The sequence below is a fragment of the Kribbella sp. C-35 genome, from assembly GCF_046549195.1.
In the GTDB taxonomy this organism is placed as follows: Bacteria; Actinomycetota; Actinomycetes; order Propionibacteriales; family Kribbellaceae; genus Kribbella.
On the sequence record NZ_JAJPWG010000006.1, the window covers coordinates 262,730 to 277,650 of the forward strand.

At 69.1% G+C, this 14,921-nt stretch carries 14 protein-coding genes; 10 read left to right on the top strand and 4 right to left on the bottom strand.

The genetic code is table 11. The features are described 5' to 3' along the window. Positions 1-2 precede the first annotated feature (2 nt). From ACLJOO_RS35970 to ACLJOO_RS35980, 3 genes are read left to right on the top strand one after another with little or no spacing between them, the layout of a single operon-like run. Positions 3-1,703, top strand: coding sequence for an AMP-binding protein (locus ACLJOO_RS35970; RefSeq protein WP_410792149.1), 1,701 nt, complete (start codon positions 3-5; stop codon positions 1,701-1,703). A 12-nt stretch (positions 1,704-1,715) separates the two neighbouring features. Continuing rightward, entirely contained in the window at positions 1,716-2,483 is a 768-nt protein-coding gene (locus tag ACLJOO_RS35975; RefSeq protein ID WP_410792150.1) for an ABC transporter permease, read from the top strand. Then, complete coding sequence (locus ACLJOO_RS35980) at positions 2,480-2,728, top strand: DUF2630 family protein (protein WP_410792151.1); 249 nt, start codon at positions 2,480-2,482, stop codon at positions 2,726-2,728. The genes ACLJOO_RS35975 and ACLJOO_RS35980 overlap by 4 nt, the downstream gene beginning before the upstream one ends. A 10-nt stretch (positions 2,729-2,738) precedes the next feature. Here ACLJOO_RS35980 and ACLJOO_RS35985 read toward each other — a convergent pair whose 3' ends face one another. The 4 genes from ACLJOO_RS35985 to ACLJOO_RS36000 are packed head-to-tail and all read right to left on the bottom strand — an operon-like array spanning position 2,739 to position 5,477. Further along, entirely contained in the window at positions 2,739-3,161 is a 423-nt protein-coding gene (locus ACLJOO_RS35985; protein ID WP_410792152.1) for a TIGR03667 family PPOX class F420-dependent oxidoreductase, read from the bottom strand. Then, on the bottom strand, positions 3,161-3,577 hold the full coding sequence (locus tag ACLJOO_RS35990) for a CoA-binding protein (RefSeq protein WP_410792153.1): 417 nt from the start codon (positions 3,575-3,577) through the stop codon (positions 3,161-3,163). The genes ACLJOO_RS35985 and ACLJOO_RS35990 overlap by 1 nt, the downstream gene beginning before the upstream one ends. A gap of 2 nt (positions 3,578-3,579) precedes the next feature. After that, the gene (locus tag ACLJOO_RS35995) at positions 3,580-4,233 is read right to left on the bottom strand and encodes a response regulator (protein WP_410792154.1); all 654 of its coding nucleotides are present in this window, start codon (positions 4,231-4,233) and stop codon (positions 3,580-3,582) included. Then, on the bottom strand, positions 4,215-5,477 hold the full coding sequence (locus ACLJOO_RS36000; protein WP_410792155.1) for a sensor histidine kinase: 1,263 nt from the start codon (positions 5,475-5,477) through the stop codon (positions 4,215-4,217). The genes ACLJOO_RS35995 and ACLJOO_RS36000 overlap by 19 nt, the downstream gene beginning before the upstream one ends. A 108-nt stretch (positions 5,478-5,585) precedes the next feature. On the opposite strand from ACLJOO_RS36000, the gene ACLJOO_RS36005 reads away from it, so the two are divergent. The 7 genes from ACLJOO_RS36005 to ACLJOO_RS36035 all read left to right on the top strand — a co-directional run bounded on the left by ACLJOO_RS36005 (position 5,586) and on the right by ACLJOO_RS36035 (position 14,825). Next, positions 5,586-6,353: an ABC transporter ATP-binding protein gene (locus tag ACLJOO_RS36005; protein ID WP_410792156.1), complete on the top strand. Its 768-nt coding sequence runs from the start codon at positions 5,586-5,588 to the stop codon at positions 6,351-6,353. Continuing rightward, positions 6,350-8,287: an FtsX-like permease family protein gene (locus ACLJOO_RS36010; RefSeq protein ID WP_410792157.1), complete on the top strand. Its 1,938-nt coding sequence runs from the start codon at positions 6,350-6,352 to the stop codon at positions 8,285-8,287. The genes ACLJOO_RS36005 and ACLJOO_RS36010 overlap by 4 nt, the downstream gene beginning before the upstream one ends. A gap of 234 nt (positions 8,288-8,521) precedes the next feature. Further along, positions 8,522-10,969 carry a DNA topoisomerase (ATP-hydrolyzing) subunit A gene (locus ACLJOO_RS36015; protein WP_410792158.1) on the top strand — a complete coding sequence of 816 codons (2,448 nt, stop codon included), beginning with the start codon at positions 8,522-8,524 and terminating at the stop codon, positions 10,967-10,969. A 5-nt stretch (positions 10,970-10,974) separates the two neighbouring features. After that, positions 10,975-11,679 carry an LppX_LprAFG lipoprotein gene (locus ACLJOO_RS36020; protein ID WP_410792159.1) on the top strand — a complete coding sequence of 235 codons (705 nt, stop codon included), beginning with the start codon at positions 10,975-10,977 and terminating at the stop codon, positions 11,677-11,679. Next, the gene (locus ACLJOO_RS36025; RefSeq protein ID WP_410792160.1) at positions 11,676-13,334 is read left to right on the top strand and encodes an MFS transporter; all 1,659 of its coding nucleotides are present in this window, start codon (positions 11,676-11,678) and stop codon (positions 13,332-13,334) included. Before ACLJOO_RS36020 ends, ACLJOO_RS36025 begins: the two co-directional genes overlap by 4 nt. Positions 13,335-13,380: 46 nt before the next feature. Then, on the top strand, positions 13,381-14,331 hold the full coding sequence (locus tag ACLJOO_RS36030; RefSeq protein ID WP_410792161.1) for a sucrase ferredoxin: 951 nt from the start codon (positions 13,381-13,383) through the stop codon (positions 14,329-14,331). Further along, positions 14,328-14,825, top strand: a complete 498-nt coding sequence (locus ACLJOO_RS36035; RefSeq protein WP_410792162.1) for a beta-class carbonic anhydrase — start codon at positions 14,328-14,330, stop codon at positions 14,823-14,825. Before ACLJOO_RS36030 ends, ACLJOO_RS36035 begins: the two co-directional genes overlap by 4 nt. Positions 14,826-14,921: the final 96 nt, after the last annotated feature.

Sequence of the window (14,921 nt, forward strand, 5' to 3'; positions counted from 1 at the left end):
ACATGTCGACGGAGCAGAGCACTTCGGAGGTCACCCGGGAGTTCCGGGCCGCGCGCGACTTCTTGGTAGCGCATCGGGACGACTACGAGACGGCGTACCGGGACTTCAGCTGGCCTGCGTTCGAGCGGTTCAACTGGGCGCGGGACTGGTTCGACGCGCTCGCGGTCGAGCAGGCCGAGGTGGCCGCGCTGACGATCGTCGAGGAAGACGGCGAGGTCAACTCGCGGACGTACGCCGAGATGGGCAAACGGTCCCGCCAGGTGGCCGGCTGGCTGACCGAGGCCGGCCTGAAGCCGGGCGACCGCGTGCTGATCGTCCTCGGCAACCAGGTCGAGCTGTGGGAGACGATGCTCGGCTGCATCCGCGCCGGTGCGGTAATGATCCCCGCCACCACCCTGCTCACCGACGCCGACCTCGCGGACCGCATCTCCCGCGGCAACGTCCGTGCCGTCGTCACTAGCGGCACCGACGCCGATCGGTATGCCGGGATCGCGGACCACTGCATCCGCGTCGCGGTCGGCGAGCCGACGGAAGGCTGGCTGGCCTACGCCGACTCCGAGATCTACGAAGGCCCCGTTCCGGAGGTCGACACCGCGGCCGACGACTCGCTGCTGCTCTACTTCACCTCCGGTACGACGAGCCAGCCGAAGCTGGTCGAGCACACGCAGGTGAGCTACCCGATCGGCCACCTGTCCACGATGTACTGGATCGGCCTGCAGCCCGGCGACGTACACCTCAACGTCTCGTCGCCCGGCTGGGCGAAGCACTCGTGGAGCAACGTGTTCGCGCCCTGGAACGCCGGCGCGACTGTCTTCCTCTACAACTACACCCGGTTCAACGCCGAGAAGATGCTGCAGGTGCTGCAGGAGTACGGCGTGACCACGTTCTGCGCACCGCCGACGGTGTGGCGGATGCTCATCCAGGCGGATCTGTCCGCGGTCGAGGTCCGGATCCGTGAGTGCATCTCGGCCGGTGAGCCGTTGAATCCCGAGGTGATCGAGCAGGTCCGTAACGCCTGGGGCATCACGATCCGGGACGGGTACGGACAGACCGAGACGACGGCGCAGATCGGGAATCCGCCCGGTCAGCCGGTGAAGCTCGGCTCGATGGGGCGCCCGCTGCCTGGGTACAGCATTGCGCTGATCGACCCGTCGACGGACGAGATCGGTGACGACGGCGAGATCTGCATCGAGTTGGCGCCCGCGCCGGTCCCGCTGATGCGCGGGTACCGGGACGCTGACGAGATGACCGCGGAGGTCATGCGCAACGGGTACTACCACACCGGCGACATCGCGAGCCGCGACGAGGACGGATACATCACGTACGTCGGGCGCTCGGACGACGTGTTCAAGGCCAGCGACTACCGCATCTCGCCGTTCGAGCTCGAGTCGGTGCTGATCGAGCACCCGGCCGTCGCCGAGGCGGCCGTCGTACCGTCGCCGGATCCGGTGCGGCTCGCCGTACCGAAGGCGTACGTCGTACTTGCTGCGGGCCACGCACCATCACGGGAGCTGGCTGGGGAGATCCTGGCGTTCTGTCGTGAGCACCTGGCGCCGTACAAGCGGATCCGGCGGATCGAGTTCGCTGAGCTGCCGAAGACCATCTCCGGGAAGATCCGGCGGGTCGAGCTGCGCGCGGACGAGGCGGCGAAGGTCGAGAGCGGGACGGGCGGCCAGACGTACGACGAGGCCGACTTCAAGTAAATGTCCCAATAAATGACACTTCACACCGGGCTCGGCTGGGCCGCCGTTGTCGTCCTGCCGTTGCTCATCGCGATCGGGGTCGGCGCCTCGCGGTACGCCGGGCTCCGGCACGACAAGGGCATCGTCACCGCGGCGTTACGTGCGGTCGTGCAACTCGCCGCAGTCGGGGCCGTGGTCGGGATCGCGCTGCAGCACACGCTCGGCGCGATCGCGTTCGTACTGCTGATGTTCGTGGTCGCGACGGTCACGAGCACGCGACGGCTGCAGCACACCGTAGTCGTTCCGCGGCAGTGGATGTACTGCGCCGCCGCGATCGGGAGCGGAGCGTTCGCCGTACTGCTGCTCCTGATCCTGCCGGGCGTCGTACCGCGCAACCCGGCGAGCATCCTGCCGATGGGCGGGATCATCGTCGGCGGCGCGATGACCGCGACCACGCTCGCCGGACGGCGCGTGCTGAGCGAGTACGGCACCCGGTACGGCGAGTTCGAGGCGGGACTGTCGATCGGGCTGCTGCAACCGGACGCATTCAAGCTCGTCGTCGGCCCGGTCGCGGGCGACGCCCTCCTTCCGGCCCTGGATCAGACCCGCACGGTCGGCCTCGTCACGCTGCCCGGCGCGTTCGTCGGCATGGTCCTCGGCGGCGCCTCACCGATCCAGGCAGCCGCTCTCCAACTCGTCGTACTGATCGGCCTGGTCGCGGCCGAGGCGATCGCGATCCTGGTGATCACGGAGCTCCTGTCCCGGTCCAAGCTTCCGGACGGCCGTACAGTTTCCTCATGAGCGACGACAAGAGCATCTTCAGCCGGATCGACGACTTGGTGGCCGAGGAGCACGAGCTGCGGACCAAGCACGCGGCGGGACAGGTGGACAACGCCGACGAGCAGACCCGGCTGCGGGCGCTCGAGGTCGAGCTGGACCAATGCTGGGACCTGCTCCGCCAGCGGCGCGCCAAGCGCGAGTTCGGCGAAAACCCCGACGACGCCACCGCCCGCTCCAGCGATACCGTCGAGGGCTATCTGAACTAGCTGCGCCGGATCAGAAACCGCGCAGTTTCTTCGGGGTGATCCGGATCAGGACCGAGTAGTCGGCGTGGAACTGGTCCGGGGTCATTCCGAGGCCGGCGATGTCGTCGGCGTACTTCGCGTTGTACGCCGCCAGCGCGTCGCCGCTGAGCGGGTCCGGGTCGATGACCGCCGTACCGGAGATGACGCCGACGTCTCCCCCGCCGTGCGTGGCGTTGAAGTTGACCGTGACCTGCGGGTGGCCGGCGACGTTGCGCAGCTTGGCCTTGTCCGGCTGGCTGCTGATCAGGACCTGGTCGTCGTGCCAGAGGAACCACACCGGAGTCGGCGCCGGCGTGCCTGACGGGCCGACGGTGGTCAGCCAGACCACCCGTTCGTCGTCGAGCTGCCGTGCGATCCGCTTGCCGAAGCCGGTGGACGTGTCGATCGTGAACATCACAGCCCTTCGGAAGAGATCGGTCCGAGGCGTCCCCACTCGATCGCCGGGCAGTGGTCCATCACCATCGTGAGACCCGCGTCCGTCGTTCGTGCGTAGGCGTCCTGATCCACTACATCGAGCTGGAACCACACCGCCTTCGCGTTGATTCCCACCGCCTGGTCCGCGATGTCCCCGGCCAGCTCGGACCGCACGAACACGTCCACGCAGTCCACCGGGAACGGGATGTCCGCGAGCGTCGCGTACCCCTGCTCGCCATGCACCGTCTCCGCCGCCGGATGCACGGGCACGATCCGCTTCCCGTGACTCTGCAGGAACCGCGCCACGCCGTACGCCGCCCGCTCGGTGTTGTTCGACAACCCCACCACGGCCCACGTCTCGCACTCGGCCAGGATCTTCCGAATCGCCTCGTCCATCACTAACCCCTCAAATACGTCAGCACTGCGGAAACGCGCCGGTCCAACCCTTCGTCCAACCGCAGCTTGGCGAAGATATTCCCGACGTGCTTGCGTACGGCGGCCTCGCTCACCACCAGCTGCTCCGCGATCGACCCGTTCACCCGGCCTTCCGCCATCAGGGCGAGCACCTCCAGCTCGCGCGGCGTCAGCGCCGCCAGCGGCCCGTCGTTCCGCCGCCGTGCCAGCAGCTGCCGCACCACCTCGGGGTCGACCACGGTCCCGCCGTCCGCGACCCGGTCCAGCGACTCGAGGAACTCGGTCACATGCCCGACCCGGTCCTTCAGCAGGTACCCGATCCCGCCGGTGGTTGTCTCCAGCAACGACGAGAGGTAGGCGTCGGCGACGTACTGCGACAGCACCAGGATCCCGATCGCGGGCAGCTCCGCCCGGATCGCCGCCGCGGCCCGCAGCCCCTCGTCGCTGTGCCCCGGCGGCATCCGTACGTCGGTGATCACCATGTCCGGCGGGTCCTTGCGGACGACGGCCAGCAACGTGTCGCCGTCTCCCACGGTGTCTCGTACCTCGTGTCCGGCGCGATCCAGGATGCTGGCCAAACCCTCCCGCAGCAGCAGTGAGTCTTCCGCCAGCACGATGCTCAGTCGCCGAGTCGGCACGGGCACTCCATCCTCAGTCGCGTCGGCCCACCAGGTGGGCTGTCGACGTCGAGTGTGCCGCCCAAGGCGTCCAACCGCGTCACCAACCCGGTGAGACCCGTCCCGGCGCCCAGCTGCGCTCCGCCGACGCCGTCGTCCTGCACTGTGATGACGAGCCGGTCGCGGTCCACCCAGCCAGTCACCTCGCATGTCGACGCCTGCGCGTGCTTCGCGACGTTCGCCAGCGCCTCACTGACCACGAAGTACGCCGCAGCCTCGATCGGCCCGGGCAACCGCGTCGGGACCGACAACTGCAGCGTGACCGGCAGCGGCATCCGATCCGCCACCTCCCGTACGGCGGCCTCCAGCCCGTGATCCACCAGCACCCGCGGATGAATGCCCCGTACGGCGGCCCGCAGATCCGCCAACGCCGCCTCCGCCTCGCCGTGCGCCTTCACCACCAACCGCTTTCCCTCACCCTCCGGGAGGTCCAGCTCGGCCAGGCCGAGCGTCATCGTGAGCCCGACCAGCCGCTGCTGTACGCCGTCGTGCAGGTGCCGCTCGATCCGCACCCGCTCGGTCTCGAACGCGTCCACCAGGTCCAGGCGGGAACGACGCAGCTCGGCGAGATTCCGCTGCAGCTCCTCCTGCCGCGGTCCGAGCATCGCCTTCGCGAGCGAGGCCTCCGCCCCGGCGATCACCCCGAGCAGGTACGAGCTGACCGCGTAGAACACCGGCCCGAACAGGACCAGGAACACGAGCCCTTCCCACGCCGTGCCCAGCGTCCACGGCCCCATGCCCATCTCGTCGCCGTCCGCGATCACCGGCGCGGCCAGCGTCGTCAGCAGGATGGTCGCGCTGAGTCCCGCGAAGGCTGCGCTCAACGGCCAGACGAACACGCCGAGCACGAAGCCGTACCCGAGCGCTCGCATCGACGCCTGCTCGCGCCGCCGGAACGTCAGCTTCGCCCGCCGCGTGAGCCCGGCCGGCAGCTTCGCGTGCGGGCTCTTGATGCCGTCGAGCAGCATGAGTCCGGCCCGCCGCCGCTCGACCCACCCGATCGCCGCGCCGATCAGCGGGAACGCCGTCAGCATCAGGATCCCGATCAGGATCGGGCTCAGCACCGCGCTCAACGCGGCCAGGCCGATCAGCACCACGATCGACACCCCACCCATCGGCACCGACGTGAGCAGGTAGGCATAGCTCCGCCACGGCCACGACGAGATGAGGTAGCGCGGCGACGCCAATGCGGCCCACACGGTCATGGCCCAACCCTAGGCGGGCTCTGGTCTCTGGGGCGGTAGCGTGCGCGCTACTGCAGGTCTCCCCCGTGGACCAGGGTTAAGAGCGCCGTACGACGGTTTGCTGGGACTATGACCGCTACCGCGCCCACTTATCCGTCCACCGCACCGGCCGAGCGGCCTGCGCTGCTACTGGACAGCATCACCAAGACGTACCGCTCCAAGGCCGGAGCGGTCGACGCGCTGCGCGGGGTGACCTACCACTTCGCGCGAGGCTCGTTCACTGCCGTGATGGGCCCGTCCGGCTCCGGCAAGTCGACACTGCTGCAGTGCGCGGCCGGACTCGACCATCCCACCACCGGGACCGTGGTACTCAACGGAGTCACGCTCCTCGGACTGAACGAGGTAGAGCTCACGAAGCTGCGCCGGGCCGAGATGGGCTTCGTATTCCAGGCGTACAACCTGCTGCCGTCGCTGACCGTCTACGACAACGTCGCGCTCCCGCTGCGCCTCACCGGTCGCCGCCCGGCGCGGAACGACGTACAGCGGGTGCTCGAACAGGTCGGTCTGGAGGGGAAGGCGAAGCGGCGGCCCGCGGAGTTGTCCGGCGGGCAGCAACAGCGGGTTGCGATCGCGCGGGCGCTGATCACCCGGCCCTCGGTGTTCTTCGCCGACGAACCGACCGGCGCACTGGACAGCGGCACCAGCCGGCAAATCCTCGGACTGTTGCGCGAGGCAACCGATCGCGCGGGACAGACCGTCGTGATGGTGACCCACGACCCCGTCGCGGCCGCGTACGCCGAGCGCGTGCTGTTCCTGTCCGACGGCCTGCTCGCCGGCCACCTCGACCGCGCCACACCCGCGCAGATCGCGGCGGCCATGAGCGATCTGGAGCGATGATGTTGTTCCTCAGCCGGCAAACCGTCGGCCGGCACCGATCGTTGTACGCCGGTTCGTTCGTGGCGCTCGCGGTCGGGGTGTTCCTGCTCGGGCTGGCCGCGACCGCGACTGCCGCCACGGTCGCGTACCACGGGCCGACCTCCGCGAGCATCAGCGTCACCACCCTCGGCGGCGACGGTACGGCGCCGCAGAAGGTGAAGGTGCCGTTGTCGGACGCCGACGTGTCCGGATTGCAGACCGTGCTCAGCATGGTCGGAGCGATCAGCGGATTCATCACGATCTTCGTGATCGCCAGCACGTTCGCGTTCGCCGTCGCATCACGGCGGCGGGAGCTCGGGCTGCTGCGGTTGATCGGCGCGACGCCGCGGCAGATCCGCCGGATGGTGCTCGGCGAGGCGGTCGCGGTCGCGGTCGCCGCGTCGCTGACCGGGGCGATCGCGGCCCAGCTCGCCACGCCGCTGCTGCTGCGCAAGGCGTCGTACACGGAGTTGGCACCCGTGAAGCTGGAGCCGGCGTCGCCGTGGGTCCCGCTCGCAATCGCCGTCGGGGCCGGGTTGCTGGTCGCGATGCTCGGTGCGCGTTCGGCGGCCCGGCGTGCGGGCAAGGTCGCGCCCATCGACGCGTTGCGGGAGGCTGCTCTGGAGCCGCCGCGGATCGGGCCGGTACGGGTCGTGTTCGGGGTGCTGTTCCTGGCCGGCGCGATCACCATGCTGACGCTGATCCGGCCGTCGAGCGGTGAGGGCGCCGTACCGCTCGCGATGTTCACGCCGATGGTGATGGTGATCGCGCTGACGTTGCTCGCGCCGCTCGTCGTACCCCTCGTCGGACGAGTGTGGGCGGTGCCGCTGGTCGCGTGGACGCAGGTCTCGGGGCGGCTGGCACGGAGCAATGTGCTCGCCGCACCGCGGCGGAGCGCGTCCCTCGCGGCGCCGATCCTCTCGATCTCGGCGATCGCCGGGTCTATGGTGCTGAGCCTCAGCTTTGCCGCAGACAGCGCGGCGGCGACCATCCGGGACGCGGTTCGGGCGCCGATCGTCGTCACCGGCTCTGCACCCGTTGACAGCGCAGGGACGAAGGCGGTTGATGCGGGGCTGCCGATTCAGGTGGTGCGGGTCGCGGCCGACTACGCGGAGCTCCAGGACGCTGAAGGGATCGATCCGGCCGTCGCGTCGCAGACGCGGGACCTGAGCGTGCGGTCCGGATCTCTCGCCGGGCTGACCGGCAATACGGTTGCCGTCAGCAAGGAGATGGCGGGGTTCGAGAGCTATCGCGTCGGTGACGAGATCCCGGTGGTGTTCCCCGACCGGACCGCGGTGAAGCTTCGGGTGGTCGCGATCGTGAAGGACGCGTTCGGCGTGAACCCGTCGTTCCTGATCCCGCTCGACGTCGCGCGCAAGCATGCACCGGAGGCGCAGGTCGAGCGGAGTTTCGTGCTGCCGGCCGACGGGGTGTCGGCCGCCGATCTTGTGCAGCGGATCTCCGGTGCGCAGCTGGCTGCCGATTGGGAGGCCGACCAGGCGGAGGGCGTTCGGGAGGGGAACCGGCTTGGGCTCGTCATGCTGCTCGGGCCGGCGGCACTCTACAGCGCTATCGCGATCGCCAACACGCTCCTGATGGGCAGCCTGCAGCGCCGCCACGAGTTCGTCACCTCACGGTTGCTCGGCGCGACGCCGGCACAGCTGCGGCGCATGGTGCTCTGGGAGTCGTCGCTGGTCGGGACGATCGCGCTCAGTCTCGGGACCGTCATCACGGTGACGGTCGGGGTGCTCATCCGGCACGCGATGACCTCAGGTCTGGCCGATGTACCAACGACCGTGCCGTGGGGCATCCTGCTGGGCATCGGCGCACTTTGCCTGATCCTGGCGGTAGGGTCCGCCCTGGCCCCGACGACGTACCTCCTACGCCGGTCGCAACCCTCCGCAGCAATGGACTAGTCCGCCACGCCGTGGCTGAAAGGACACCACCGGACACAAGCTCGACGGCGAAGCGGTGTCCTTTGTGCCGTTTGGCGGACTTTGTCTGAGGGTGGCGGTAGGGTCCGCTCTGGTCGCGGCGACGTAGCTTCTGCGGGTCGTGGCCAGGGAAACGACCGTTCACCAGGGAGAATGGGTGCGGCGCCGGACCGTCGCGGCGCGTGTACCGCTTGATCGAGGAGTTCGTAGACCCGCATGGCACGCCGTACCAGCACCGCCGAACCCGAGGACTTCGAGGAGCGCATCCTCGACGTCGACGTCTCCGACGAGATGCGTACCAGCTACCTGGAGTACGCCTACTCGGTGATCTACGCCCGGGCGCTGCCCGACGCCCGGGACGGGCTGAAACCGGTCCAGCGGCGGATCCTGTTCTCGATGGCGGAGAACAACATCCGCCCCGACCGCGGCCATGTGAAGTCGGCCCGCGTCGTCGGTGAGGTCATGGGTAAGTACCACCCGCACGGCGACGGCGCGATCTACGACGCCCTGGTCCGGACCGCGCAGCCGTGGTCGATGCGCGTCCCGCTGATCGACGGCCACGGCAACTTTGGATCTCTGGACGATGGTCCGGCGGCCATGCGCTATACGGAATGCCGGATGGCGCCGCCGTCGATGGCGATGACGACCGGTCTGGACGAGGACGTCGTCGACTTCAAGCCGAACTACGACGGCCGGGAGACCGAGCCGTACGTGCTGCCGGCCGCCTTCCCGAACCTGCTGGTCAACGGCGCCGCCGGGATCGCGGTCGGGATGGCCACCAACATGGCCCCGCACAACCTGGTCGAGGTGATCCAGGCGCTCCGGCACCTGATCAAGACGCCGGGCGCGGACCTCGACGACCTGATGCGGTTCATCCCCGGGCCGGACCTGCCGACCGGCGGAAAGATCGTCGGCCTGGAAGGCATCAAGGACGCGTACGCGACCGGCCGCGGCAGCTTCAAGATGCGCGCCACCGCCCGCGTCGAGAACGTCACGCCGCGCCGCAAGGGCATCGTGGTCACCGAACTGCCTTACTCCGTCGGCCCGGAGAAGGTGATCGAGAAGATCAAGACCCTGGTGCAGAGCAAGAAACTCCAGGGCATCGCGGACGTCAAGGACCTCACCGACCGCGCCCACGGCACGCAGCTCGTCATCGAGGTCAAGAACGGCTTCGTCCCCGAGGCGTTGCTCGAGCAGCTCTACAAGCTGACCCCGCTCGAGGACGCGTTCCACGTCAACAACGTCTGCCTGGTCGAGGGCCAGCCGCGCACGCTCGGCCTGAAGGAGCTGCTCGAGGTCTATCTCGAGCACCGGTACGACGTGACGCGCCGGCGCAGCGAGTTCCGCCGGAAGAAGGCCCAGGACCGGCTGCACATCGTCGACGGCCTGCTGATCGCGATCCTGGACATCGACGAGGTCATCCAGGTGATCCGGAGCAGCGACGACTCGGCCGAGGCCCGGGCCCGGCTGATCGAGATCTACGACCTGTCCGAGATCCAGGCGAACTACATCCTGGACATGCCGCTGCGGCGGCTGACGAAGTACTCGAAGCTCGAGCTGGAGACCGAGAAGGGCGAGCTGGAGCGCGAGATCGAGGCGCTGACCGCGATCATCGAGGACCCGGCGCTGCTCCGCAAGATGGTGTCCGACGAGCTCGGCGAGGTCGCGAAGACATACGGGACGCCGCGGCGGACCGTGCTGCTGGAGTCGTCCGGCGCGACCAAGACGGCCGCTGTGCCGCTCGAGGTCAGCGACGACCCGTGCTGGATCCTGATGAGCTCGGCGGGGCTGCTCGCGCGGACGAACGGTGTGGAGCCGTTCGGTTCCAGCGACGCGCGCGCGAAGCACGACGCGATTGTGTCGGCCGTGAAGAGCACCGCCCGCGGGCAGTACGGCCTGATCACCAGCGCGGGCCGGTTGATCCGGCTCGAGTCGCTCGACCTTCCCGCCGTACCGACGACCGCGAACGCGCCGAACCTGCAGGGTGGCGCGCCGATCGCGGAGTTCGTGTCGCTGGACCCGGGCGAGAAGGCGCTGGCGCTGACCACGATGGATCCGGACTCGGTCGGTGTCGCCCTCGGTACGACGGGTGGCGTCGTGAAGCGCGTCGTACCGGATCACCTGAGCAACCGGGACTCGTGGGAGATCATCGGCCTCAAGGAAGGCGACGAGGTCATCGGCGCGGTCGAGCTGACCACGGGCGACGAGGAGCTGTGCTTCATCACCTCCGACGCGCAGCTGCTGCACTTCCCGGCCTCGGCCGTGCGGCCGCAGGGGCGGACCGCGGGCGGTATGGCCGGCGTACGGCTCGCTGCGAAGGCGAAGGCGGTCTTCTTCGGCGCTGTCGACAGCGGGCGCGAGGCGCAGGTCGTCACCATCGCGGGCTCGTCGTCGGCGCTGCCGGGGACCGAGGTCGGTGCGGTGAAGGTGACTCCGTTCAGCGAGTACCCGGGCAAGGGCCGCGGGACCGGCGGTGTGCGTTGCCAGCGGCTGCTGAAGGGCGAGGACGGCCTGCTGCTCGGGTACGTCGGCGCGGCGCCGGTGAAGGCCAGCGCGAACAGCGGCGCACCCGTCGAGCTGCCTCCCGTCGACGTGCGGCGCGACGGCTCCGGCGTGCCGGTTGCTCAGCCCATCGCTGCATGCGCTCCCGATCTGGCAGGCTGACCTCTGTGAAGAGAGTGCTCGCGCTGTGCGCGATCGTGGTTCTTGCGGTGGCGGGCTGTAGCGACAAGAAGGAGTCCGGCGGCGGAGGCCAGTCCGGTGGCGACGCGGTCGCGCTGCTGACCGACGTCAAGAAGACCATCGACGAGGCCGCCAGTGTGCACATCGTGCTGACCGGGCGCGACCTGCCGGACAACGCGCAGACGCTCGCCAGCGGTGACGGCGTCGCGACGCACGCGCCCGCGTTCAAGGGCAAGCTGACCGTGCGGTCGTCCGGTTCGCCGATCGACGCCGAGGTCGTGGCGGTCGGGAGCAAGGTCTACGCCAAGGTGTCGTTCTCCCCCAGCTACATCGAGCTCACGCCGACACAGCTGGCCGGGCTCGGCGCACCCGACCCGGCGATCCTCCTCGATCCGGCGAAGGGCCTGACCGCCGTCCTGCCGACGCTCAAGGACGCCAAGGTGAAGGGCGAGACGCGCGAGGGCGCGAAGGTCCTCACCGAGGTCACCGGCTCCGTCGAAGGCAAGTCCCTCCAGGGCATCTTCCCGAAGGCCCCGGCCGACCAGAGCTTCCCAAGCACGTTCAAGATCGACAAAAGCAGCAAACAGCTGATCTCGGCGACCATCACCGGCCCGTTCTACTCCGGCGCCACCAGTAGCTACGACGTAACCCTGGACAAATACGGCGAGAAGATCGAAATCACGAAGCCGTGACCTCGAGGACTCGCCTCACGCTGGCTTCCATCGCGGTGGCGTTTGCGGCTGCTGATACGTACGTCGTCGTACTCGCATTGCCGGACATGATGGCTGGGGTCGGGCTGTCGGCGGACGAGCTACAGCGGGCGGCGCCGATCATCTCGGGGTTCCTGCTCGGGTATATCGCCGTACTGCCGTTGATCGGGCGGATTGCGGACGTTGCCGGGCGTACGCCGGTGCTCGTCGGAGCCCTGTTGCTGTTCGCGGTCGGGTCGCTGATCACGGCCGGCGCCTACGACCTGCCGCTGGTGGTAACCGGTCGGTTTCTTCAAGGGGTCGGCGGCGGTGGACTGGTGCCGGCCACGCTCGCGTTGGTCGCGGACCTGTGGCCGGCGGAGCGGCGTGGGTTGCCGTTGGGCGTGGTCGGGGCGGTGCAGGAGCTGGGCTCCGTGCTGGGGCCGCTGCTGGGTGCCGCCGTACTCGCGGTCGCTGACTGGCGGTACATCTTCTGGCTGAACCTGGTCGTCGCCGTCGTCCTCGCACTCCTCCTCCGCGGTCGCTGGCGGCCCCGGATCTCAGGCGCCGTCGGGCTACTCGCCTGCATCGCGCTAGGCCTGACGCTCACAGCACCAGATCGGCTCGCATCCGGCGTGACGCTCGGTCTGCCCTTCGTGCCCTTCACCGGAACGTCCCGCCTGCTCACGCCGATCGGCGTCGTCACGCTCGTACTAGCGCTTGTCTGGCTCGGCCTCGTGCTCCGGCAGACTCGTGGACACCTGGCTGCATTGCTCTCGCGAGTCGACCTCGTCGGCGCGCTGCTGCTCGCGATCGCACTGGCCGGTGTCGTGCTCGCTTTCGCGACGGCGGATCCCGAGCGCGAGCTGATGTCGCCGGCCGGGCCGTGGCTGCTGGTCGGCGCGGCCGTGTTCGCGGTCGGATTCGCGCTGTGGCAGCGTCGTACGGCGGCCGCGATCGTGCCGCGTGGCCTGTTGGGCGGTCGCCCGGCGTGGGGTTCGTTGGTGGTCAGTTTTCTGATCGGATGCGCGCTGATCGCGGCGCTGGTCGACGTACCGGTGTTTGCGCGCACAACACAGGGCGGCGGGCAACTCGCGGCCGCGCTGGTGCTCCTGCGCTTCCTGATCGCTCTGCCAGTCGGCGCGGTCGTCGGCGGGTGGCTGACGCGGCGGCACGGGCTCGGGCTGATCACCGGTGCCGGGCTCGGGTTGTCGGGTGCGATGTTCGTGGTGATGGCGTTCTGGAGCCGTACGGCGCTGGATCACTGGCCGGCGACCGTCGTACTGCTCGTCTGCGGCTTCGGATTCGGGCTGGCGCTCTCACCGTTGAACACCGCGATGCTCGGCGCGACGCCCGCCGACAGCCACGGTCTGGTGAGCGCGCTCGTGGTCGTGGCGCGGATGGTCGGAATGCTCGTCGGCGTCTCGGCCCTGACCGCGATCGGCCTCCGCCGGTACTACGCGATTGCCGACGGCATCAAATCGCCGAACGAGCTCTGCCCGACCTCCCCCGGCGACTGCCGCCCGTTCGTCGACGCGCTCCGCGACGCGGCCGTTTCACAAGTTCACGCGATCTTCGCCGGGGCCGCGGTCTGTGCATTCCTGGCAGCCGTCCTGGGCGTCCTGCTGCTCGGGCGGCGTGGCGCACCGCACACATGATGATCATCATGAGGGACAGCCGTCTCACGTCGCGTACCGTGAAGCTGTGACACCTGGGACCCCTGCTCCTCCCGCCGGCCTGTGCTCGACGTTCTGTCGAGTACTCCAGGAGCCGTTGCCCGGTACGGCGGTGGTCGCCACTGGATGGGTCGTCGTCGAGCAGCCCGGTCCCTGGGGTGCGAAGGCCCCGACGCAGAGTCACCTCGACCCGCGATTCGGCGGCGCCTTCGACGACGAGTGCAAGAAGGTCGACGTACGGTTCGGCCTGATCCGCTCCCCTGGCCGGCACGCGGACTCGGTCGAGCGGGCGCACCAGGTCTTCGTCGCCTCCACGAGGCCGGGCAATGCGTGGCTGCTCGGCGGCCGGGTCGTGGACCCTTCTGAGCTGAACGACCTCGACCTCGGCGCGGTCGCCCGCGGTGATCGCGCAGCGGTTGCTGCGTCACTACCTGTCCTGACGCCGGTCGACGAACCGATCGTGCTGGTCTGTACCAACGGGAAGCGCGACGAATGTTGCGCCGTACTCGGACGGCCGTTGGTGTCGGGGCTGGCTGAACGCGCGCCGGGTCGGGTGTGGGAGGCCAATCACCTGGGCGGGCACCGGTTCGCGCCAACCGCGACGTACCTGCCGGCCGGGACCATGCACGGACATCTCACGGTCGACGCTGCGGTGGAGGTGCTGGCCGCGGCCGACCGGGGCGAAACAGTACTGACCGGGTTGCGCGGCCGGTCCACGTGGACGAAGCGCGGTCAGGCCGCTGAGGTCGCCGTACGCACATTGATCGGAGATCTCTCACTGGATTCGTTGCTGGTTGTCGGCGAAGGCGCTGACACTGTCAGTGTCCAGCATGTCGACGGGCGGTCGTGGATCGTGCCGGTGACCAGCGCACCAGCCGATCCACCCCGTCCGGACTCCTGCGGAAAGGAACCGTTCGCCATGTCGATTCTGCAAGCCGGTACCCCAGTGTCAGGCCCAGTGTCAGGTCCAGCGCGATGAGCGGCGGGTTCGACGATCTGCTCGCCGCCAACGCCGAGTACGCCGCCGACTTCCACTACGGCGGTTTCGACGGGATCGCCCATGCCGGGATCGGCGTGGTCACCTGCATGGACTCGCGGATCCCGCCGCTGGAGATGCTCGGGCTGAAGCCCGGTGACGCGAAGGTCCTGCGGTCCGCCGGCGGGCGGGTCACCGAGATCACGCTGACCGGCCTGGTCCTCGGGGTCCAGCTGCTCGGCGTCCGGAGGATCATGATCATCCCGCACACCCGCTGCGCGATGGCCGCGATGTCCGAGGACGACCTCCGTGAGAAGGTCGAACTGGCCGCCGGGAAACCGGCCGGTTACCTGCCGATCTCGGTCATCCCCGACCAGCTCGAGGCCCTCCGCCGCGACGTCGCCGCGGTCCGCGAACACCCGCTGATCGGCGACGACATCCTCGTCGGCGGCTTCATGTACGACGTGGACAACGGCCGCCTCACCCAGATCGACTGACCCGCGAGCAGGAGACCGGTTATCCGGCTGTGACTGACGTTTGGGTGGTCGCCGGGTTCCAGGGCGGTGCCGCGGCCTGGTGTATCTGCAACTCGA

Coding starts and splice junctions, on each gene's coding strand:
- ACLJOO_RS35970 (WP_410792149.1), top strand. CDS start 3: ATGTCGACGGAGCAGAGCACTTCGGAGGTCACCCGGGAGTTCCGGGCC.
- ACLJOO_RS35975 (WP_410792150.1), top strand. CDS start 1,716: ATGACACTTCACACCGGGCTCGGCTGGGCCGCCGTTGTCGTCCTGCCG.
- ACLJOO_RS35980 (WP_410792151.1), top strand. CDS start 2,480: ATGAGCGACGACAAGAGCATCTTCAGCCGGATCGACGACTTGGTGGCC.
- ACLJOO_RS35985 (WP_410792152.1), bottom strand. CDS start 3,161: ATGTTCACGATCGACACGTCCACCGGCTTCGGCAAGCGGATCGCACGG.
- ACLJOO_RS35990 (WP_410792153.1), bottom strand. CDS start 3,577: ATGGACGAGGCGATTCGGAAGATCCTGGCCGAGTGCGAGACGTGGGCC.
- ACLJOO_RS36000 (WP_410792155.1), bottom strand. CDS start 5,477: ATGACCGTGTGGGCCGCATTGGCGTCGCCGCGCTACCTCATCTCGTCG.
- ACLJOO_RS36005 (WP_410792156.1), top strand. CDS start 5,586: ATGACCGCTACCGCGCCCACTTATCCGTCCACCGCACCGGCCGAGCGG.
- ACLJOO_RS36010 (WP_410792157.1), top strand. CDS start 6,350: ATGATGTTGTTCCTCAGCCGGCAAACCGTCGGCCGGCACCGATCGTTG.
- ACLJOO_RS36015 (WP_410792158.1), top strand. CDS start 8,522: ATGGCACGCCGTACCAGCACCGCCGAACCCGAGGACTTCGAGGAGCGC.
- ACLJOO_RS36035 (WP_410792162.1), top strand. CDS start 14,328: ATGAGCGGCGGGTTCGACGATCTGCTCGCCGCCAACGCCGAGTACGCC.